Annotated in this window: 18 protein-coding genes; 13 read left to right on the top strand and 5 right to left on the bottom strand. The window is 72.5% G+C overall.

The window, feature by feature from the left end; all coding sequences use genetic code 11:
• The first annotated feature begins 174 nt into the window (after positions 1-174).
• From ODJ79_RS27215 to ODJ79_RS27185, 7 genes are all read left to right on the top strand, one after another.
• Positions 175-1,731, top strand: a complete 1,557-nt coding sequence (locus ODJ79_RS27215) for a methyl-accepting chemotaxis protein (RefSeq protein WP_263026438.1) — start codon at positions 175-177, stop codon at positions 1,729-1,731.
• Positions 1,732-1,862: 131 nt separating this feature from the next.
• The gene (locus ODJ79_RS27210; protein WP_263026563.1) at positions 1,863-2,873 is read left to right on the top strand and encodes a DNA topoisomerase IB; all 1,011 of its coding nucleotides are present in this window, start codon (positions 1,863-1,865) and stop codon (positions 2,871-2,873) included.
• 10 nt (positions 2,874-2,883) lie between these two features.
• The gene (locus tag ODJ79_RS27205; protein WP_263026437.1) at positions 2,884-3,201 is read left to right on the top strand and encodes a putative quinol monooxygenase; all 318 of its coding nucleotides are present in this window, start codon (positions 2,884-2,886) and stop codon (positions 3,199-3,201) included.
• A complete protein-coding gene (locus ODJ79_RS27200) occupies positions 3,198-4,121 on the top strand; it encodes an aminoglycoside phosphotransferase family protein (RefSeq protein ID WP_263026436.1) in 924 nt (307 codons plus the stop codon). The genes ODJ79_RS27205 and ODJ79_RS27200 overlap by 4 nt, the downstream gene beginning before the upstream one ends.
• 36 nt (positions 4,122-4,157) lie before the next feature.
• Positions 4,158-5,048: a HEAT repeat domain-containing protein gene (locus ODJ79_RS27195; protein ID WP_263026435.1), complete on the top strand. Its 891-nt coding sequence runs from the start codon at positions 4,158-4,160 to the stop codon at positions 5,046-5,048.
• Positions 5,049-5,084: 36 nt separating this feature from the next.
• Positions 5,085-5,870, top strand: coding sequence for a class I SAM-dependent methyltransferase (locus tag ODJ79_RS27190; RefSeq protein ID WP_263026434.1), 786 nt, complete (start codon positions 5,085-5,087; stop codon positions 5,868-5,870).
• A 39-nt stretch (positions 5,871-5,909) separates the two neighbouring features.
• On the top strand, positions 5,910-6,836 hold the full coding sequence (locus ODJ79_RS27185) for an NADP-dependent oxidoreductase (protein ID WP_263026433.1): 927 nt from the start codon (positions 5,910-5,912) through the stop codon (positions 6,834-6,836).
• Positions 6,837-6,972: 136 nt separating this feature from the next.
• Here ODJ79_RS27185 and ODJ79_RS27180 read toward each other — a convergent pair whose 3' ends face one another.
• Together ODJ79_RS27180 and ODJ79_RS27175 are read right to left on the bottom strand one after the other, a co-directional pair.
• A complete protein-coding gene (locus ODJ79_RS27180) occupies positions 6,973-8,589 on the bottom strand; it encodes a carboxylesterase/lipase family protein (RefSeq protein ID WP_263026432.1) in 1,617 nt (538 codons plus the stop codon).
• A gap of 54 nt (positions 8,590-8,643) precedes the next feature.
• The gene (locus ODJ79_RS27175; RefSeq protein WP_263026431.1) at positions 8,644-9,270 is read right to left on the bottom strand and encodes a TetR/AcrR family transcriptional regulator; all 627 of its coding nucleotides are present in this window, start codon (positions 9,268-9,270) and stop codon (positions 8,644-8,646) included.
• 175 nt (positions 9,271-9,445) lie between these two features.
• On the opposite strand from ODJ79_RS27175, the gene ODJ79_RS27170 reads away from it, so the two are divergent.
• Positions 9,446-10,789 (top strand): MFS transporter, encoded by a 1,344-nt coding sequence (locus ODJ79_RS27170; RefSeq protein WP_263026430.1) that lies wholly within the window; start codon positions 9,446-9,448, stop codon positions 10,787-10,789.
• A gap of 12 nt (positions 10,790-10,801) precedes the next feature.
• On the opposite strand, the gene ODJ79_RS27165 is transcribed toward ODJ79_RS27170, so the two are convergent.
• Both ODJ79_RS27165 and ODJ79_RS27160 read right to left on the bottom strand, forming a co-directional pair.
• Positions 10,802-11,287, bottom strand: a complete 486-nt coding sequence (locus ODJ79_RS27165; protein WP_263026429.1) for a hypothetical protein — start codon at positions 11,285-11,287, stop codon at positions 10,802-10,804.
• Between the two features lie 151 nt (positions 11,288-11,438).
• Positions 11,439-14,945: an AfsR/SARP family transcriptional regulator gene (locus tag ODJ79_RS27160; protein ID WP_263026428.1), complete on the bottom strand. Its 3,507-nt coding sequence runs from the start codon at positions 14,943-14,945 to the stop codon at positions 11,439-11,441.
• Positions 14,946-15,050: 105 nt separating this feature from the next.
• Between ODJ79_RS27160 and ODJ79_RS27155 the strand changes: the two genes are divergently transcribed.
• The 5 genes from ODJ79_RS27155 (at position 15,051) to ODJ79_RS27135 (ending at position 20,123) form a co-directional block, all read left to right on the top strand.
• Entirely contained in the window at positions 15,051-15,524 is a 474-nt protein-coding gene (locus ODJ79_RS27155) for a hypothetical protein (protein ID WP_263026427.1), read from the top strand.
• Positions 15,525-15,636: 112 nt separating this feature from the next.
• Positions 15,637-16,308: a DUF4232 domain-containing protein gene (locus tag ODJ79_RS27150; protein ID WP_263026426.1), complete on the top strand. Its 672-nt coding sequence runs from the start codon at positions 15,637-15,639 to the stop codon at positions 16,306-16,308.
• Positions 16,309-16,471: 163 nt separating this feature from the next.
• The gene (locus ODJ79_RS27145) at positions 16,472-18,289 is read left to right on the top strand and encodes a phosphatidylglycerol lysyltransferase domain-containing protein (RefSeq protein WP_263026425.1); all 1,818 of its coding nucleotides are present in this window, start codon (positions 16,472-16,474) and stop codon (positions 18,287-18,289) included.
• Positions 18,286-18,996, top strand: coding sequence for a hypothetical protein (locus ODJ79_RS27140; protein ID WP_263026424.1), 711 nt, complete (start codon positions 18,286-18,288; stop codon positions 18,994-18,996). The genes ODJ79_RS27145 and ODJ79_RS27140 overlap by 4 nt, the downstream gene beginning before the upstream one ends.
• A complete protein-coding gene (locus ODJ79_RS27135; protein ID WP_263026423.1) occupies positions 18,993-20,123 on the top strand; it encodes an alpha/beta hydrolase in 1,131 nt (376 codons plus the stop codon). Before ODJ79_RS27140 ends, ODJ79_RS27135 begins: the two co-directional genes overlap by 4 nt.
• Before the next feature lie 98 nt (positions 20,124-20,221).
• Here ODJ79_RS27135 and ODJ79_RS27130 read toward each other — a convergent pair whose 3' ends face one another.
• Entirely contained in the window at positions 20,222-21,049 is an 828-nt protein-coding gene (locus ODJ79_RS27130; protein ID WP_263026422.1) for a TrmH family RNA methyltransferase, read from the bottom strand.
• Positions 21,050-21,137 lie beyond the last annotated feature (88 nt).

Raw genomic sequence — 21,137 nt, 5'->3', positions numbered from 1 at the left:
CGCATCAGGCCGCGCGGTGTTGTCGCTTTTGGTAGCGTTGAGCGCGAAATATCGCACCGAACGTGGTGAACGTCGGGCGAAGTGCCTCCGGTCTGATGCTGTGGCCGATCAGAACGTGCCTGATGCCGCCGACAGCAGCACGGGAAGCGGGCAGCGGTGGGCGCAGGGCGCTGGATGCGCGACCGGAAGGTCGCTACGAAGATCTTGACGGTGGCCGGGGTCGCGGTCGCGGGAACCATCGCCACGGCGGCGGTATGCCTGATCGGCATCGCCGATCTGCAAAGCACGCGGGCGAGCGAGGTGCAGCGTGCCGTTCCGTACATCACCAACTTGAACAACGCCGCGCTCACCGCGAAGGCCGCGGCCAACGACGAGCGTGGCTATCTGATCGCCGGTGACACCAAGTTCCGCGACGAGTCGCTCGGCCGGCAGGATGCCGTCGACAACAGCCTGGCGGCGGCGCGGGCGCTGGGCAGCGCGTCGGAGCAGGCCGCCATCGACAAGATCAAGGCGGCCACGGACGCGTGGTTCGCCGCCCTCAAGACCGAGTTCGCCACCTACGGCACCGACCGGCCGGCCGCGATCAAGGCCGCGATGAACGCCAACCGGGACCTGCGCAAGGCGTACGAGTCGCTGATGTCCGCGGAGATCGCCAACGCCGAGAGCACCCTGGTGGCCGGGAAGACCTTCGACGCCACGGTGCGCGCGACCCGCGCGGTGGTGCTGGTGGTCTTTGCCGCCTGCGTGGTCCTGGCCGTCCTGCTGGCGCTCCTGGTGGCCCGCATGATCGTGAGGCCGCTGGGCCGCGTGTCCGGCGTCCTCGAGGCGGTCGCCGGCGGGGACCTCACCCTCGACGCCGAGGTCACGCAGCGTGACGAGCTCGGGCAGATGGCCGACAGCCTGCACCGGGCCACCACCACGCTCCGCGGCGCGATAGGCGACCTGGCGACGCACGCCACCGCGCTCGGCGATGCCGCCGCCGAGCTTGCCGCCACGACCGAGCACAGCTCCGCCAGCTCCGAGCAGGGCGCCCGGCAAGCCGCCGAGGTCGCCGAGTCGGCCGCGCTCATGTCGTCGACCATTCAGACCGTGGCCGCCGGCGCCGAGCAGATGGGCGCCTCCATCCGGGAGATCAGCCACAGCGCCGGCCAGGCGGCCGGGGTGGCCACGCGCGCCGTCGAGCTCACCGCCGCGACCAGCGGCGTGATGGCCAAGCTGGGCGAGTCGTCGGCGGAGATCGGCGACGTCATCAAGGTCATCACGGCGATCGCGGGACAGACCAACCTGCTGGCGCTCAACGCCACCATCGAAGCGGCGCGCGCCGGCGAAGCGGGCAAGGGATTCGCCGTGGTGGCGTCCGAGGTCAAGGACCTGGCTCAGGAAACCGCGAAGGCCACCGAGGACATCGCCCGCCGGGTCGAAGCGATCCAGGCCGACACCGCGGGGGCGGTGTCCGCGATCGAGGAGATCAGCGAGACCATCGGCCACATCAACGACTTCCAGAACACGATCGCCTCGGCCGTCGAGGAACAGAGCGCGACCACCAACGAGATGAGCCGCAACGTCGCCGAGGCAGCGGGCGCCGGCAGCGCCGTCGCGGGCACCATCAACCAGGTCGCCGCCTCGGTGCAGGCCACCACGGCCGGAGTGGACCAGGCACGGCAGGCGGCGGACGGGCTCGCCCGGATGTCCGTCGACCTCCGCCAGATCGTCGACGGTTTCCGGCGCTGAATCCCTACGTTCCCCGTTCGCTGTCCCATCTCGACGCCCGCGGCCCGGTCACCCTGTCATTCCGGCACTGGTTTACCGGCACCGATGTCCGGGAAACCGCCGTCCCGAGCGTTTGGGGAGGGCGGCGCATGGTGCGGTTGCGGCGCAGCAGACTGGCCGAGCCGGGTCTGTCCCGGCAGCGATCGGGTCGCGGGTTTCGCTACCTCGGCACGTCCGGCGATCCGATCGAGGACGCCGCGACGATCGAGCGGATCAAGAGCCTGGTCATCCCGCCGGCCTGGCGGCACGTGTGGATCTCGCCGGACCCGCGCGGGCACATCCAAGCCACCGGCGTCGACGCGGCCGGGCGCAAGCAGTACGTCTACCACCCGGACTGGCGCACCGGTCGCGACGCGAAGAAGTTCGATCGCGTACGGGAGCTGGCCGGTCGCCTGCCCCGCGTGCGCCGCCGCCTGCAGGCCGACCTCACCGGTGGTCGCGGTCTGACCAGGGAACGGGTGCTGGCGGCCACTGTCAGCCTGCTCGACCTGGGCACCTTCCGAATCGGCAGCGACGAGTACGCCGCCCGGGACGAGGATCCGTCGTTCGGCCTGTCCACGCTGCGCCCCGAGCATGTGCGCACCCGCAGCGGTTGCGCACTGCTGCGATTCCCCGGCAAGTCGGGCGTCGAGCACAGCGGCACGGTCGACGACGGCGAGGTGTGCGCCGTGCTCGTCGCGCTCAAGCGGCGCCGCCGGGGCGAGCAGCGGCTGTTCGGGTACTGGGATCCGCACGCCCGCGCCTGGCGGGAGATCGACGCCGGCATGATCAACGACTACCTGCGGGAGATCAGCGGCGAGCAGATGACCGCCAAGGACTTCCGGACCTGGCACGGCACCGTCCAGGCGGCCCGCTCGCTCGCCGAGGCCGGCCCGCAGCCGACCGCGGCCAAGCGCAAGAAGGCCGTCGCACACGCCATGAAGGAGGTCGCCGACCGGCTCGGCAACACCCCGGCGGTGGCCCGGGGGTCGTACGTCGATCCGCGCGTGATCGAGCGATACGAGGACGGCGAAACGATCACGAACGGAACCGAGCAGGAGGTACGCGAGCTGCTCGGTTCCCCCGTACGGGAAATCGGTGGCGCCCACGACCAGCCTGCCTAGGCTGCGTCCCATGTCATTGCCGCTGCGAGCCGTCGTGCTCATCAAGACCCAACCCGGACGAGGCGTCGACCAACGGGCGGCGTTCGCCGCATTGGCGCCGGTGGTCCGGGCCGAGCCCGGCTGTCTGCGCTACGACATGCACGCCGTCGAGGACGACCCGGATCGCTTCGTCCTGATCGAGGAATGGGCGTCGGCGGAGGCGCTGCGGGCACACGACGCCTCGCCGCACATGCGCGAGGCCGACGCCGCCAACCGCGCGTTCCGGGCGGGTCCGGCCGAGGTGTTTCTGCTGGAATCGACGCCCGTCGACGATCGTGCGGCGGCGTGATCACCGATGAGCTGGCCCGCAACGTCGTGGGCGCCTGGGGTGGCGACGGGGCTCGATGGCTCGCGGAGTTGCCGGCCGTTCTGCGGAGCCTGGCCACCGACTGGGACCTCACGGTCGGTGCGCCGTTCGACCTGTCGTACCACTACGTCACCGCGGTGGTGCTCGGGGACGGCACCCCGGCCGTGCTCAAGCTCGGCGTGCCGACCGGCACCTCGCTCGCCGAGGAGGCACGCGCGCTGACGGCGTTCGACGGTCATGGCGCGGTCCGGCTGCTCCGGGCCGACCTCGACCGCGGGGCCATCCTGCTGGAACGCATCGCACCCGGAGGGCGTGCCCGCGATCTGGTGCCCGGCCGGGACAGCGAGGCGACCTCGGTCGCGGCCGACGTGATGCGGCGCCTGCACCGGCCGCCACCGCCCGGGTGCACGATGCCCGACCTGCTGAGCCAGGCCCGGGCGTTCGACGACTACCGGGCCGTCCACGGCCAGGCCGGTCCGCTGCCGCTCGACCTCGTCGTCCGGGCCGGCGGGTTGATGCGTGAACTGTGCGCGTCGGCACCCGCCCACGTCCTGCTGCACGGCGACCTGCACCACGACAACATCCTGCGCGCGACGCGCGAACCGTGGCTCGCGATCGACCCGCACGGCCTGGTCGGCGACCCCGGCTACGAGGTCGGCTCGCTGCTCTACAACCCCGATCCGGACAACCGCGACGAGGCCCTGACCGGGTTGGCTCCCGCGCGGGCCGAGCAGCTCGCCGACGAGCTCGCCATGCCGATCGACCGGGTGCTGGCCTGGGGGTTCGTCAAGGCGGTCCTGTCCGATGTGTGGTCGGCCGAGGGCTGGTCCTCCGTCGCGGACAGGTCCCAGATCAGCCGCGCCCTCGACGTGGCCCGACTGCTGCTGCCGCGCATGCCGTAGATTCGCCCTCCAAGATCAAAACTTGGGGTGGGTACGGTGGGTAGAGTCGAACTCCCGGTCGAGGTGCTGCTGGGCCTGGCGCTGCGGGAGGTCGAGGACGACGACCCGGAGACGCCGCTGCCGTCCCTGGGCGCGTTGCACAACCGGCCGGTTCGGCAGGTGTTCGACAGCGCCGCCGCACTCGTGCGCGACCGCGACCCCGTACGGCGGGAGCTGGGCGTACGGATTCTGCGCGAGCTCGGCCCGGAACAACAGCCGGACGGCCACCGGCCGTTCCGCGGCGAGACGGTCCCGCTGCTGCGCTCGGCTCTGCGGAGCGAGCCGGAGCCCGGCGTGCTGCGCTGGATCGTCTCCGCCCTGGGCTATCACCAGGCCCGCGAGGCCCTGCCCGAGGTGCTCGCCCTGGCCGGGCACCCTGACTGGCGGGTCCGGTTCCACGTCGCCGCGGCCCTGCCCGCCCTGCTCGAACCGGCTGACGTGCCGCCGGACGCCGCCGACGCTCTGCTCCGGCTCTGCCGGGACGAGGACGCCGACACCCGCTATTACGCGCTGTACGCGGTCACCCGCGAGGTCCCGGCCCTCGACACGGAGGCGATGACCCGGCTGACCGCCCAGCTCGCGACCGATCCGGACGAGCAGATCCGGGCGATGGCCACCGCACACCAGGCGGCAATCAGACAAGCCCGGCGGCTGCTCAACGACTGGGACTTCCGCGGCGTCGCCGATCCCGGCAAGGACCCCGGCGAGTACGACAGCATGATCGGCTCGCTGCTGACCGCCCTCGCCCAGGAGGCCGAGGCCGAGGACCTGCGCTGCATGCTCGACGACGAAATCCGCGACCGCTTCGGCATGTCGCCCGATCACGCCGACACCTCCGGCATGGCCCGACGCCTGCACGCCTGGTGGCGGGAACACCACGCCGACTGACCGCTGACCAATGTGGATCCCGGCTATCCTGCTGCCGTGACGGAACGCCGGAATCCCGCTCAGGTCTTCGGCGAAGTTGCCGGCGAGTTCGATCGCGTTCGCCCGGCGTACCCCGCCGCCCTGGTCGATGACGTGGTGAACTACGGCCGGCCCGGCCTCGGCGGCCTGCGGGCACTGGATGTCGGAGCGGGTACCGGCCGGGCCACCGAGGCGTTCGCCGCCAAAGGCCTGCCGGTCGTCGCCGTGGAACCGGACGATGCCATGGCTGACGTTCTCGCCCGCCGCGTTGCCCGGTTCGCGGACGTCCAGGTCGTGCGGGCGACCTTCGAGGATTTCCGTCCGGCCGAGCGGTTCGGCCTGTTGTTCAGCGGGGAGGCCTGGCACTGGACGGTGCCCGAGACGCGGTGGTCGCTGGCGGCGGACGCGCTCGAGGGCGGCGCGACGCTGGCCCTGTTCTGGAACAACGAGCGGATCGCCGAGGCCGCCCTGCGAGCCGCCATGCTGCGGGTGTTCGCGCGGCACGCGCCATCGGTGGTCATCAGCGACGAGCCGGTGACCGCCGAGCAGGTGTGGCGCCAGTGGCCGGGCGACGAACTGGCCGGGCACGCCGCGTTCGAGAGTTGCGCGAGCCGCCACTACCAATGTCAGCGGAGCGTGCCGACGGCCGACTTCCTGGGCTTGGCCCAGACCAGATCACAATTCCGGATGTTGCCGCCCTCGACCCGCCGGGACTTGCTGGAAGGCCTGACGCAACTGTTCGGCGATGAGGTGCCGCTCGCCATCGTCACGACCTTGCTCCTCGCCCGCCGCCGGCAACGGTGACGGGGGATCAAACGCTGGGGCAGGGTCTATAGTGGACGGGTGCTGGGGGTCGTTGCGGCCGCGCTTGGTGGCCCTGAAGTCTTGCAGGTGACCGAACTACCCGAGCCCGAGGCGGGGCCCGGGCAGGTGGTCGTCCGGGTCCGCGCGGTGTGTGTGCAGCCGGCCGATATCGCCGCCACCACCGGGGAGATCCCGCTCGGTCCGGTGATGCCGCCGTTCCTGCCGGGGTGGGATATTGCCGGCGAGGTGGCCTCGGTCGGTCCCGGCGCGGCGGAGTTCCGGGTGGGTGATCGTGTCGTCGGGATGATCCCGTGGTTTCAGACCCGGGGTGCCCCCGGCGGTTATGCCGAGCTCATCGCCGCCGACGCCGGCTGGCTGGTGCCGTTGCCCGACGGGGTCGACTTCGTGTCCGCGTCCACGCTTCCGCTCAACGCCCAGACCGCACAGCAGGGGCTGGCACTGATCGCATTGGACATGCTTCCGCCCGGCAGCCCCATCCTGGTCACCGGGGCCAGCGGTGGTGTCGGCGGCTTCGTCGTCCAACTCGCCGCTCAGGGCGGCTACCGCGTCCTGGCGCAGGCCGGCGATGGGGATGAGGAATGGGTGCGGAGCCTCGGCGCCCACGAGATCATTTCTCGCTCGGCGGATCTGGCCAAGGTGGGACCGGTGCCCGCGGTGTTCGACTCGGTCCCGGTCGGCCTCGCGGCGGCCGCCGCCGTCAAGGACAGGGGGGTCGTGGTCGCCACCCGGCCCACGCCGGACATCGTCCCGGCCCGCGGCATCCGCCAGGACCTGCAACTCATCCGGCTCGACCGCGACCTGCTGGCCGACCTGGTGGGGCAGCTGGCGGCCGGAGGGCTGCGCACCCGCGTGGCCGACACGATGCCCTTGACCGAAGCGGCCGACGCCCATCGGCGGGTCCTGGCCGGCGGCCTGCGCGGAAAGATCGTGCTGACGGCGGGCTAGGCAAGCCACGACGGTGTCGTCGGCCTCGGCGCGGATGCCCCGGGGTGCGGCGGAGCCGGGCGATCGGCCGCGCCCAGACCGCCGCCGGGCCGCGCTTTCGGTAGGGGAGCACCACGACCGGCACTCCCCTATCGCGTCAGAAGTGCTGCGCCCAGAAGGCGCAGTTGTGCTCCGCACTCAGGTCGGCCGCCTTGATGCCGTTCGCCCCCGGCGCGAGGGACAGGACCTGGGTGGACATCGGGAAGAACGCCGGCCACATCGGTGAGCCCGCGCTGACGGGTACTCCGATCGTCGCGAAACGCACCCAGTAGCGCACCATCTGTTGCGACAGCTGGGTCTGCTGAGGGCTGAGCACGTCGGGGAAGACATCGCCGGAGAACAGGTACTGCAGTTCGGAGGCGTGGTAGGCGCCCTGCGGGAAGCTCACCGACTCCGTGCCCGCGAAGACCGGCGCGTTCTCGTCGGCGAACTCGTACACGAAGGTCGGCACCCATCTCGCGAACGCCTGCTCGGTGCGCAGCGCCGGGCAGGACCAGGCGCCGTCGGTGAACACGGTTGCCGTGGCCAGGCTCGGTGAGCCGAACGAGGACAGCGGGTACTCCGCGAGGATCGCGTCGGCGTCGGCGCCGAAATAGGTGCGGATCGCGGTGGTGTAGTCGGCGGCGGTCATCGGCGTGCCGGTGGTCAGTTCCTGGATGGCGATGAAGAGGCGGTGCTCGTCGCGGGTCCCGCCGTGGATCACGGGCACCCGGTTGAAGCGTCCGGAGGACACGGCCACGCCGGGGTCCTCCGGGAGGACGTCGCCGCCGAAGCCCGGCGGGAACGCGACCTCCGACGAGGGCACGGCCGCGGCGAGCAGGGTGGCGACCGGGACCTTCCGCAGGCAGGCGGCCGCGGCCGCGGCGTTGGCGCACCCGAACTTCGCCGCCGCCTGCAACCCGAGGCTCTCGGACTCGGCGAGCGGCTTCCACCAGGGGAACGCCTTCGCGTTGTTGATGCAGGGCGAGCTCTCGATGATGGCCCGCTGGAACAGGCCGGCCGCCGCGGGCGAGGCGAGTTGGGCACAGGTGCTGCCGGCTCCGGCCGACTCACCGGCGAGCGTGACGTTGCCCGGGTCCCCGCCGAACGCGGCGATGTTGCGGTGCACCCAGCGCAGGGCGGCCGTCTGGTCGGCGAAGCCGAAGGCGCCGGACTTGGCCGTTCCGTTGTCCAGCGCGGGATGCGCGAGGAAACCGAGCGCGCCGAGCCGGTAGTTGATGCTGACGAGCAGCATGGGGCCGCCGGCCAGGAGCCGGGTCGCCGGGTAGTCGCTGCCGGCGCCGGTGGTGAGGGATCCGCCGTGGATCCACACCATCACCGGGAGCCCGGAGCCTTTGCTGACCGGTGGTGTGGTGACGTTCAGGTAGAGGCAATCTTCGCTGCTGCCCGCCCGGTTCGGCTGCGCACAGGCGGCGCCCGGCCGGCTCGCGTCCCGGATTCCGCTCCAGGCCGTCGCGGGCTGGGGCGGCTTCCATCGCAGGGCGCCGACCGGTGGGGCGGCGTACGGGATACCGGAGAAGGTGCGCCGGTCGGTGGTGACCACGCCGCGCACCCGGCCGGTGTCGGTGGTGACGATGGCGGGGTCGGCCGCCCGTGGGCGCGCGGCGGCCGTACTCGCGGAGGCCGGCCACGCGATCGCGATGGCGCAGATGCCCGCGGCGAGGGCAAGAATACGCCGCCGATACGTTGAATTTACCACCTCTTCATTGGACATACTCGGCAGTATGTAGTTCGGATCCGCCGTTAGTCAATTGATAATCTTCGATCTTTAAAGAGGCGCGGCAAGGCCGCCGATCAATAGGTCGACAATCCGGCGGGCCAGATCCTGCACCTCATCGGCGCCCTGACCGTCGATCCTCCGAAACCACATGTCGACCGCGTTGAGGTTGCTGAGCAGGGTCCGGGTGGCGAGCGCCGGGTCGACCCCGCGCAGCGAACCGTCCTCAATGCCCTCGACGACCACGCGGTGGAACATCTCCTCGTAGTCGCTGCGCAGGCGGTTCAGCCCGTGCAGCGTGTCGCGCTGGTGGGCCTTGAGCGCCGTGGACGCCTCGCCGCGCACCGCCTGGTGCACGACGTTGTGATAGGCGAGGCCCTCCATCAGGTTGAGCTCGTGGGCTATCGACATCGCCGTCAGTCGTTCGCGCCCGGTCCCGGGCCCGGTGGCATGCGGCTCGACCCGCTCGCGGACTCGCCGCATACCCTCCCCGTACACCGCGAGGAGGATGTCGAACTTCGAGCGGAAATGGTAGTAGACCAGGCCCTTGGTGGCCCCGACATCACGGGCGATGTCGTCGATCGTCGTGCTGGCGAACCCGTCACGGGTGAACGCCTCGGCCGCCGCGTCGAGGATTCTGGTCCTCGCATCGGCCACCACATCGGGGCTCGCGTCCACGGCACCCTCCTGCTCGTCCGAACCAGGCTAGCTGGCCTCCGTCGCGCTGTGACGGTTGACACACCACATCGATGACGCTTAACGTGATACTCCGTAGTATCGCAGCTAGGAGGCCTTCTTACAAGGCACTGGCGGCGCCCCAGTGCGGAGATCACCGACTCCCCGGAGGACCCCGATGACGAACGCCTCAGACGTCCTGCACCAGCAGGCGACCAGAAAAGTGGTGACCCGGCTGCTGCCGGTGCTCGGTATCGCCTATTTCATGTCCTACATAGACCGGTCGAACATCGCGCTGGCAAAAACCGCATTGGGCGCCGACGTCGGGATCAGCGTGGCGGCGTACGGGTTGGGCGCGGGTCTTTTCTTTCTGAGCTATGCCATGCTCGAAGTGCCGAGCAACATGATTCTCTACCGGATCGGCCCGCGAATCTGGATCACCCGGATCGCGATCACCTGGGGCCTGGTTTCGGCCGCCATGATGTTCGTACACAATGAAATGTCGTTCTACCTGCTGCGGCTGGCGCTCGGCGCCACGGAAGCGGGCCTCTTCCCCGCCCTGATGTTCATGATCACGGTGTGGTTCTCGCAGAAGCACCGCGTGACGATGGTGGGCCTGATCTACGTCGCGCCCTGTGTCGCCGTCTTCATCGGCTCCCCGCTGGGCGGGGCACTGATGGAGTTGAACGGCCTCGCCGGGCTGCACGGCTGGCAGATCATGTTCCTGGTCGAGGGGCTCTTCACGGTTCTCGTCGGCGTCCTCGTCTGGTTCACCCTGCCGAACAAGCCCGCCGACGCGAAATGGCTCACGGCACCGGAAGCCGCGATCCTCACCGAACGGGCCGTCGGCCCGGACGCGCCGCACAAGCCCCGGCTCCGCACCACACTGCGCCTGGCGTTCGGCCGCCCGGTGGTGCTCATGCTCGCCGCGATCTACTTCATCAACCAGGCGATCAGCTCCGGTGTGGGCTTCAACTTCCCGTCGCTGCTGCAGCAGCTCGGGCTGAAGAGCCCGTTCGTGATCGGGCTGGTCGCGGGCGGCGGCGGAGTCACCGGCCTCGTCGGGGTCCTGTTCTTCCCCTGGATGAAACGCCGTTTCGGCCACGAGGTCGCGCTGATCGGTGTTTGCACGGCCGGCGTGCTGGCCGTCATGACCACCTTCCTGTTCTCCACCAACGCCCTGTTCAGCGTCTTCCTGATCTTCCTGTCCAGCTTCTTCGCCCTGGGCGCGCTACCGCTGTTCTGGTCGGTCGCCATGTCGCGGATGTCCGGGCTGGTCGCGGCCGCCGGCCTCGCCTTCATCAACATGCTGGGCATCACCGGCGGCTTCGTCGGCCCCTACGTGTATGGGCTGATCGAGGAGTCGACCAAGAACGTCTTCGCGCCGTACTACGTGATCGTCGGCGCGGCGGCCTTCGGAGTCGCACTGGTGCCGGTGCTGGCGCTGACCACTCGACGAGAGCGGAGGACCGACGACACCGTGCTGGTGCCGTCGGACCAGAGCGTGCCCGAACCGGCCTAGCCCTTCGACCCGTCAACAGGTGACGCTGACGGTGAGCTTGGCGCCGGGAGCGTCGGACGCACGGTCGCTCCTCCCCTCGAGATGGGCGCTCTTGCGGTCGGCCGAGACCTTCATGACCGCATCGCCCAGTACGAAGTAGAGCTTGCCGTCCAGCATGGACTGGATCGTCCCGCGTCCCGGCGTGGCCGTGTCGTTGACCACGACGTTGCTCACCGGCGGCCCGGCGTACTTGCCGTGCACGCCGGTCGCGTCGATGATCACCCCCACCGCTGCGCTCCACACGCCACCGGCCGCATGGCATTCCCCGCCGTGCAGAACCCGGCTGACGTCACCGACGGTGATGCGAATCGTCGCCGGGCCACCACAGGTGATGCGCACAACGCCAGACTCCTGCCCGGACAATCCGCCCGAGCACGCCTTGTCGGTGGTCCGGGCGGTGGTGGAAGGTCCGGCGGCGGCACCGGCGGCGGTGGCGCCGGCGGCGGTGGCCGCGGACACGGGCGATCCGGTCGAGCAGGCGGTGAGACCTCCGGCCGCCACCACAAGCAGTGCACATCGCGCCACGGCGATCGGAGGTGCCACGAGTCTCCCCTTTCGGTTCCCGGCGACTCCGGGGCACCCAGGGTGCACGACCGGGATCAGAGTCGGTTCACAGTCCCCCGGACGACGGACCGGCGAGGGACGCGAGCAACGGACCGACGGCCGCCTCGCCGCGCCGATGTCCGCCGGCCCGGTAGATCGCCAACGCCTCCGCGGCGTGGGACTTGGCGGCATCGACGGCGCCCTCGGCCATCTCGACCCCGGCGAGCGCGGCGAGCGCGTCGGCCTCCAGGATCCGATAACCGGTACGCCGGGTGATGGCCAAGGCGTCCTCGGCGGTCGCCCGGGCCTCGTCCCGGCGACCGAGCCCGCGCCGCGCGTCGGCGAGGCCGATCAGGGCGTCGGCCTGGCCCTGCCGGTAGCCGGCCGACCGCGCCAGACGCAGCGCCGTCGAGTGCTCGGCGACGGCCGCGGCCAGGTCCGCACCGGCCCGCTCGACCGCGCCCATCGTGTTGTGCGCGTCCGCCTCGACCCGCTCGTCGCCCGTCTCCGCCGCCATCGCCGCGCTGGCCTGGGCGAGACGCCTGGCCTCGGCGTACCGTCCCGCGCTGCAATGCACCTGGGCGATGTTGTTCAGGGTGTCCGCCTCGCCCTCCCGGCTGCCCGCCTCGCGGTGCAGGGCGAGCGCCTGGTCGAGATGGGCGAGGGCGTCGTCGAGCCGGCCGAGGGCGTGGTAGGTGCAGCCCAGACTGTTGAGGATGTGGCCGCGAGCGTTCCGGGCACCGATCCGCTCGTACACCCGCAGGCTGGTACGGAGATGCTCGATCGCCTCGTCCAGCCGGCCCGACTCGAACAGGACGTTGCCGAGGTTGCCCAGGCTCACCGCCTGGCCGGCCAGGGCGCCGGTACGTTCGAAGATGGCCAGCGCCGCGCGATGATGGTCCGCGGACTCGGCGAGCCGGCCCTGGTCCCGGTAGAGGTTGGCGATGCTGCCTACCGCCGCCGCCTCCCCCTCCGGCCAGCCTGCCGCCCGCGCCCGGTCCCGGGCCTCGACGAAGTGGTGGACGGCGGCGTCGTGCCGGGTGAGCCAGCGGTTCGCCTGGGCCAGGCAGAGGTGCGCGGCGGCCTGCCCGGGCGCATCGGCGGCGGCCACCGCCGCGGCCAGGGCGGCCTCGCCCACGGCCAGCCAGTCGTCGGCGTACCGCCGCATCCAGAAATACCCGCGCAGGGCGTCGGTGAGCAGCCAGGCGGCCGGCCGGCCGGCGTCGGCCGCGGCGCCGACCACGGCGACCAGGTTGGGCCGCTCGTCCTCGAGCCAGGCCAGCGCCGTGGCGTGATCGAGCGGCTCGGCGGGCGTCGCGACGTCCAGCGGCAGGCGTTGCATCTGCGGGTCCAGCGGCAGGCGTTGCATCCGCGGGTCCGGCGGCGGGCGTTGCATCTGCGGGTCCAGCGGCAGGCGTTGCATCCGCGGGTCCAGCGGCAGGCGTTGCATCCGCGGGTCCAGCGGCAGGCGTTGCATCTGCGGGTACAGCACCCGGGCCGCGGCGTCGACGCCGGCCAGACAGAAGGCCTCCAGCCGGCCGGCAGCGGCGTCGCGCTCCGCGCCGTCCTCGGCGTCGGCCAGTTGCCGGGCGTAAAGGCGGAGCAGGTCGTGCATCGCGAACCGGCCCGGCCTCGGCTCGTCGAGCAGATGCGCGTTCACCAGCCGGCCCAGCGCGGCAGCAGTGTCCGCCAGGTCGGCGGCGGACAGCGCCGCGGCGGCCGGAGCGGTGAAGTCCGCGCCCGGCGCCAGGCTGGCGAGCCGGAAAAGGCGGCGCGTCTCGGGCGCCAGGGCCGCATAGGACAGGTCGAACGATGCGCGTACGGCCGCGTGCTCGTCGCCGTCCACCTGCAGCATGCCCAGGCGGTCGCCGGCGCGCAGCTCGGCGACCTGCTGCGCGACGCTCCGCCGCTGCTGACCGGCCAGGTTGGCCGCGGCGATGCGCAGCGCCAGCGGCAGGTAGCCGCACAGTCGCGCCAGCTCGGCGGTGGCGTCCGGCTCGGCCGCGACACGGTCGGCGTCGATCAGGGTGGCGAGCAGCGCCCGGGCCTCGCCGGGGGTGAGCACGCCCAGGGTCAGCGGTCGCGCGCCGTCCCGGGCGGTCAGGCCGGTCAGCCTGTCCCGGCTGGTCACGAGCACCAGGCAGCCCGGGCCGGCGGGCAGCAGCGGGCGTACCTGATCGGGGGTGTTCGCGTTGTCCAGCACGATCAGGGTGCGCCGGTCCGCGAGCAGGCTGCGGTAGTGGGCGCCGGCCTCCGCCGGGTCGAGCGGAATCTCCTCCGGTGCGACACCGAGCGCTCGCAGCATCCGCGCGAGCGCCTGGTGCGGCCGCATGGGTGTGCCGCCGGGCGCGTAGCCGCCGAGGTCGACGTAGAGCTGGCCGTCGGGGAAGCGGTCGCGCCGCTGGAGCGCCCATCGCACAGCAAGCGCGGTCTTGCCGACTCCGGCGCTGCCCCCGATCACCGCGATCGCCATGGCGAGGCCGCCGGCCGCCGCGTCCAGCAGCGCGTCCAGCTCGGCCAGGGCCGCCGCCCGGCCGGTGAAGCCGGCCACCGCCGCGGGCAGCTGCGCCGGCGCCGGCGGGCGGCCCGGAGCCAGCTCACCGGCGCCCGCCGTCGCGGCGACCTCGGCCGGGCGGCCCGCGGCCGGCTCACCAGCGCCCGCCGTCGCGGTGACCTCGGCCGGGCGGGCCGCGACCGGCTCACCAGCGCCCGCCGTCGCGGCGACCTCGGCCGGGCGGGCCGCGACCGGCTCACCAGCGCCCGCCGCCGCGGCGACCTCGGCCGGCCCGCCCGGTCCCGGAGCGCCCATCAAGGAGGCGGCCGGTCGAAGCGCCGGCTCGTCGCGCAGGATGGCCAGGTGCAGTCGGCGCAACTCCGCGCCGGGGTCCGCGCCCAACTGCTCGGCCAGTCTCCGCCGGCCGACCTGGTAGGCGGCCAGCGCCTCACCGGCCCGGCCGGCTCGGTGCAGGGCGAGCATCAGCTGGCCCAGCCGCCGCTCGTCGAGCGGGTCGGCCGCCACCAGGGTGGTCAGGTCGGCGACGAGCTCGTGGTGGTGGCCCAGGCGCAGCCGGGCGTCGATCTGGTCGGCCACCGCCGAGCGGTGCACCTCGTCGAGCCCGGCGCACAGCCGGTCGTACGACTCGATCGGCACCGTGCCGGCCAGCGGCGGCCCCGACCACAGGGCCAGCGCGCGGTCGAGGATCGACACCCGGATCCGGTCGTCCGGCGCATGGCGGGCCTCGTCGAGCAGCGCCCGGAACCGGTGGACATCGATGGACAGTGCATCGGTTCGCAGCAGATAGCCGGTGCCATGGGTACGGACGCCGGCTTCCGCGGCGCCGACCCCGGCGCCGGCCAGCGCCGTACGCAGGCCCGAGACGCAGACCCGGATCGCGTGCTCGGCGGTGCGCGGCGGCGCGATCGGCCAGGCCAGCTCCACCAGCCGTTCGATCGAGACGGGCCGGTTCACCTCCAGGGCCAGGACCGCGAGCACCAGCCGCTGCTTGCGCGGCCCGAGGACGATCCGCCGGCCCCGCGCCTGCGCCTCGACCGTGCCCAGTAACCGCAGCTGCATCCCGTCCCTCCGCGTCGCGTCGATGGTAGTGCGCGCGGCGGGGTATGAACGGACTCTGAATGGCCGATGAGATCATCGCACCGTGACGGCGGAAGGGTGCTCTCGGTGAGCGGGATCCGGATGAGGCGGGCCGCGTGGCTCGCGGCGGTCGCGCTCGCGGTGGCCGGCTGCGGCGACGTGCCGTCCGGCGCGGCCAGCGGCGTGGCGACCAACTACTTCCGGCGCACCGCCGCCCGCGACTTCGCCGGCGCCTGCCGGCTGTTCAGCGCCGACCTGCGCAACCGGCTCGGCGACTGCGCCGGAGCGGTGCAGCGCGGGTACGAAGAGCTCCCGGTCGGCGAGCAGCGCACGCTGGGCCAGGTCACGGTCCACAGCGGAAGGAGCCACGGCTCGGCCGAGGTGCGGATCGCCACCCGGGACGTGGGCACCGTCGACTCGGTCACCGTCAAGGTCAACGGGACGCCGAAGCCGAGGAGCAGCTGGACCATGTCCTTCGCCGCTTACCACATGACCAACGGACACGGCATGGTGCTCGACAAAATCGACGGCACCTGGCAGATCTCCGCCTGCGGGCTGTAACCGCCGGGACACCTACTTCATTCGTGCCATCCGGTGGGCGGTCCGGGCCACCGGCACGTCGATCCCCGCAGAGTGAGCGACACCGATTTCCACTCCGCGAAGGATCCGACTGATGCGTCCCGCCGTTCTGGCCGTGCCCGCGATTGCCGCCGCCGTGCTCCTCTCCTCCGCCGCCTGCGCGGCCGACCGGCCCGCCGCCACGCCGGCCACCGGCTCGGCGATCGCCCCGATCAGCGTGGCGCCGAGCGGACATGCCGCCGGAACGGGCATCAGCACGCCGGGAAACAGTACGTCGGGAACCAGCACGCCGGGCTCCGGGAGCCGGGGCACGACAGTCGCCGCCTGCCGGACCGGCGACGTAGGCGCGGTCGTCACGTTGCAGCCCGAGCGCAACAGCGGCACGACCCGCATGGCGCTGGTCACGCTGACCAACAAGACGAAGAGCACCTGCGTCGTCGACGGCTGGGCCTCGATCTCGCTGGTCAACGCGGCCGACGAGGTGGTGCCGGTGCGGACCACCCGGGTCGATCAGCCGGGCGCCCCGGTGCGGACCGTCCTCAGGCCGGGCACGACCGCCTTCGCCGGCATCAAGTGGACCGCCTGCGACAAGGCCGATGCCTCCTGCGGCGTCGGCAACACCCTCCGGTTCAACCTCCAGGCATCGACCGACGGCGACGTCGCCGAGCTGGAGGGCTTCCCGAACCCGGCGGCCAATGCCATCACGATGACGAAGCTTCAGCTCGGCTCGCTCCAGCCGAGCCGCCAGGGAGTCGTCGCCTGGTGACCGCCCGCGACCTGGAACGCGATCGGCTCGGCCCAAAGTCGTAGGACCCGGAAAAGGTTGCTGACTTCCGGCCGATGTCCAGCGGGCGGTCGATCGGGCAGATTGCCCCTTGCGTGCAGGCGTCATGCTTCCGGTGGGTCGTCGGGGGGACGGAGAAATGTCGATGGAACCGAGTAGGTCATCGGTGCTGGAGCGGACGCCGGGCGCGGCGCGGGACGACGGCGACGCGGGGGTCCGCCGGTGGCAGCAGCCGCCGTCGTCCCGCCGCGCGGTGTCCCGGCTGGTGCAGTTCGTCGGCCTGGTCGGCACCGTGTTCGCCGTGCTACCGCCGCGGCATCACCGGTTCGCGCTGCTCGCCGACATGGTGCCCACCGCCGGCATGCTCACCGCGCGCGCGGCCACCGCGGTCATCGGGGTCCTGCTCATCTATCTGGGTGCCGGGTTGCGCCGCGGCAAGCGCCGCGCCTGGCAGCTCGCGCTGGTGCTCTCCCTGGTCAGCGTCGGCCTGCACCTGGTCAAGGGTGGGCTGGCGCCGTTGGTCTTCTGCGGTGTGGTCGCGGCACTGCTGGTGGTCAAGCGCGATCAGTTCACCGCCGAGACCGACCCGGGCAACCGGTGGCGGGCCGCGCGGGCCTGCGCGATGTTCCTGACCGCCGGCTTCGTCCTGGGGTTCCTCGAGATCGCCGTACGGGTCAACCGGCTCGACGGCCGGCCCGGCATGCTGCGCTGGGCGGAGCACGCCGGGCTGGGCCTGATCGGCGTCACCGGCCCGATCCATTTCCAGCACCCGCTGGGCGGCCTGACCGTGACGGTCACGACCGGCGCGTTCGGCCTGCTCGCGTTCGCCTCGGCCGGCATTCTGCTGCTGCGTCCCTGCACCGGCGCGCGGACCCGGGACGCCGGCGACCGGGACCGGCTGCGGGCGATGCTCGACAAGCACGGCGACGGCGACTCGCTCGGCTACTTCGCCCTGCGCGACGACAAGCAGGTGCTCTGGTCGCCCTCGGGCAGGGCCGCCGTGGCGTACAAGATCGTCAATGGGGTCAGTCTGGCCTCGGGCGATCCGCTGGGCCTGCCCTCCGAGTGGCCGCGCGCGATCGGGCAGTGGCTGGCCGACTGTGCCCGGCACGGGTGGACGCCGGGGGTGCTGGCCTGCGGCACCGCGGGCGGACGGGCGTACCAGAAGGCCGGCCTCGATGTCATCGAGCTGGGTGACGAGGCCATCGTCGACGTCGGCGGCTTCACGCTGGAGGGCCGGGCGATGCGCGGGGTACGCCAGGCCGTCGCCCGGATGCGGCGCTCCGGCTACTCGTGTCAGGTGGTGCGGCAGCGCGACCTCCCGGAGGAGCGCTTCGCCGAGACCGTGGCCTGCGCGAACGCGCTGCGCGACGGCAAGGTCGAGCGTGGCTTCTCGATGGCGCTGTCCCGGCTGGGCGACCCGGAGGACGGCGACTGCCTGCTGGTCCTCTGCCACGACGAGGACGGGCGGCTGCGCGGGCTGCTGCAGTTCGTGCCGTGGGGCCGCCGCGGGTTGTCGCTCGATCTGATGCGCGGCGACCGTACCGCGCCGAACGGGCTGACCGAGCTGATGGTCGTCGCGGCGATCGAGGCGGCGCCGGACCTCGGCGTCGAGCGGATCTCGCTCAACTTCGCGGTGCTGCGCTCGGTGTTCGCCCGCGCCGAGGAACTGGGCGCGGGCCCGGTGATCCGGCTCTGGTCACGCGTCCTGCGGATGGCTTCGCGCCTGTGGCAGATCGAGTCGCTCTACCGGGCCAACGCGAAGTACCTGCCGGACTGGCAGCCGCGGTTCCTGTGCTTCCCGTCGGCCCGCGATCTGCCGCGGATCGCGGTCGCCGCGCTCAGCGCCGAGGCGTTCCTGCCGGCCCATGAGCCCCGGAGGGGCCCGGCTGCCCCGCGCGGGCCGAAGGACCAGGCGCCGGCAGCAACACCGTCCCCGGGCGGCGTGGAGACCGGCAAATGAGCCTGACCGGCTTGCCGCTGATCCTGCTCACCGGCTTCTTGGTGCTGGCCGCCGGCGCGGCCACGGTGCGCTTCTGGCGGCTGCCGGGCCGCAAACGGCTACCGTTCCGCATCGCCGGGCTGGTGGCGATCGAGGTGCTGCTGGTCGCGGAGATCGGCCTGGTGGTGAACCGGCAGGAGTGCTTCTACCCGTCCTGGCGGGTGCTCGGTGGCGCGGAGAACGCCGTCGTCGCCCCCGCGCCGCCGGCCGGCCGGCTCGACGGCGAGCTCGACGCCGACGGCACGATCGCCTGGTCACCGCCGGAGGCCGCGGCTTGGCACCTGGCCGCGGCGCCGCTGCTGGTCACCGCGTCCGAGTACGGCGCGCACGCCGATCGCGCCTTCCCGGTCGTCCTAGCGCTGACCTCCGGGCCCGGCGTGCCCGAGACCCGCCGGCGAGCCGCGGCGGCGACCGGCCTGGTGACCCTCATTCTCCAGCCCACCCCCGGTACCACCGCGCCGTCCCTGGCGGACCTGTCCGAGCTGCTGCGTCGGGACGCCCGGGTCGGGGACGGCCTGGTGCTGCTGGCCGATCCGCGGTGGACCTCGCTGGCCGCCGCCTGGCCCGGCCATCCCCCGGTCGTCGCCGGGCACGCGCCCGCCGACTTCGACTCGGCCGTCCGGGCGCTCCCGCCGTCGCTCGCCGCGCCGCAGCGGCTCCCGTCGTGAGCATCGACGGGCTCGGCACCATCCTCGCCGGCGTGTGCGTGGCGCTGGCGGTCACCGGCGCGCTGGCGCTGCTCTGGGACCGGATCCGCATCATCGGCCGGAGCACCCTGATCGCGGCAATGGTGCTGAGCATCGCGGCCACCGCGGGGCTCGAGCTCAACCGGCTGACCGAGACCTACCCCACCTGGGCCGCGCTGGCCGACGACAAGGCCTATGCGGACCCGGGCCCCACCCCGGTCGCCACGCCCTCGTCCCACACCAGGGTGGACGCCGAGATGCCGATCGGCCGGCCGGGCAACGGACGAGTCGCCACCTATCTCGTGCCCGGCCCGGCGAGCAAGATGACCATGCCGATGATCGTCTACCTGCCGGCCGCGTACTTCACGCCGGAGGGCCAGAGCCTCGACTTCCCGGTGATCGAGGCGCTGCACGGCTACCCCGGCACCCCGGAGGCGTGGATCAAGCGGCTCGACATCGCCGGCCACCTCGACCGGGAGATCGCGGCCGGCCGGATGGCGCCCACCGTGGTCCTGCTGCCGTACCAGACAACCGACCGGCTGCTCGACACCGAGTGCACGAACCTGACCGGCGGCCCGCAGGCCGAGACGTACCTGACCGTGGACGTGCCCGCCTGGGCGCGCAGCCACCTCAGGATCCGCACCGACCGCGCCGCCTGGGGGCTCACCGGCTACTCGGCCGGCGCGTTCTGCGCGATGAACCTCGTGCTCAAACACCCGAATCAGTACGCCGCGGCGGCGAGCCTGTCCGGCTTCGCCGGGCCGGGGATCACGATCGGCGATCACAGCGAGACGACGACCAACAACATCGCGTGGCGGCTCAGCCACCTGGCGCCGCCGCCGGTGGCCCTCTGGATCGGCTGGGCCGACGACGACCGGAGCGCCCGCAACGGTTCGCGCAGCATCGTCGCGCTGGCGAAGCCCCCGATCACGGTGGCGACCGCCAAGGTGCCGCGCGGCGGCCACAGCGGCCAGGTGTGGAAGCAGATGGAGGGCCCGGCGTTCGACTGGCTCTCCGCCCACCTGGCCCGCCCGGCCCCGCACAACTACCCGGCCCCGCACATCGGTCCGGCCCCGCACACCGGCCCGGACGGCGCCCGGCACCCCTGACGTAGTCCAGTAACCTGCGCGGGCGGCCCAGGCGTATCCGGACCGCTTTCCCGGGCCGCGGACGACGGAAGACTCGATGAGCGCCGCCGACGCCGCCGCTACGCGTGGTGGGCGGTCCGCTGGCGGGCGGCTTCGTACAGCACGACGGTGGCGGCCGCGGCCGCGTTCAGGGAGCTGGCGGTGCCGGACATCGGGATCCGGACCAGGTCGTCGCAGGCGTCGCGCCAGGCCGCGCTGAGGCCGGCCGTCTCGTTGCCGATGAGGGCCAGTGTGGGCCGGGTGAAGTCGTGGGCCGCGGCGTCCGGGTCGCCGTTCTCGTCGGTGCCCACCACGCGCAGATCGACGCCGCCGGCCCGCACCTCCCGCACCCAGGCGAGGACCGCCTGGTGCGACGGCACCCGCACCACCGGGAGCCCGAACAGCGAGCCCGTGCTCGCCCGGACCGCCTTGGGGTCGTACACGTCGGCGGCGTGGCCGGTGACGATGACGCCGTCCGCGCCGAACGCGTCCGCGGAGCGGACGAGCGTGCCGATGTTGCCCGGGCCGGTCGGCCGGTCGAAGACGACCACCAGCATCGACGGGCCGGCCGAGATGCGGTCGAGGCTGTCCTCGGGCATCGCCACCACGGCCAGCAGCTCCGGAACCGTGTCCGACTTGCCGCCGAGCTCGGCCATCAGCTCGCGGGAGACGGCGATCCTCTCGGCCGGGACGTCGGTCAGGGTCTCCCGGGCCCAGCCGGACAGCCGGGCGCCCGCGTCGTAGAGCAGCTCCCGGATCTGCCAGCCGTGTGTCACGGCCATCGTGATGGGCCGGACCCCCTGGACGAGGAACTCGCCGCGGCGCTGGCGCTTGGCCCGGTTGCCGAGCAGTGCCTCCCACTGCTGGAACCGCGCGTTGCGGGTGCTCACCCGCAGTCCCTGCGCCAACTCCGCCTCCGTCGCGTGCCCTGACCTGCCGCGAGAGAGATTACGTCAGCCCGGCTCGATCGTCCGGTCATGGGTGCCGTCCAAGACA

It is taken from the genome of Actinoplanes sp. KI2 (assembly GCF_025630775.1).
Lineage (GTDB): Bacteria > Actinomycetota > Actinomycetes > Mycobacteriales > Micromonosporaceae > Actinoplanes.
This window is presented reverse-complemented; position numbering and strand designations above follow the sequence as displayed.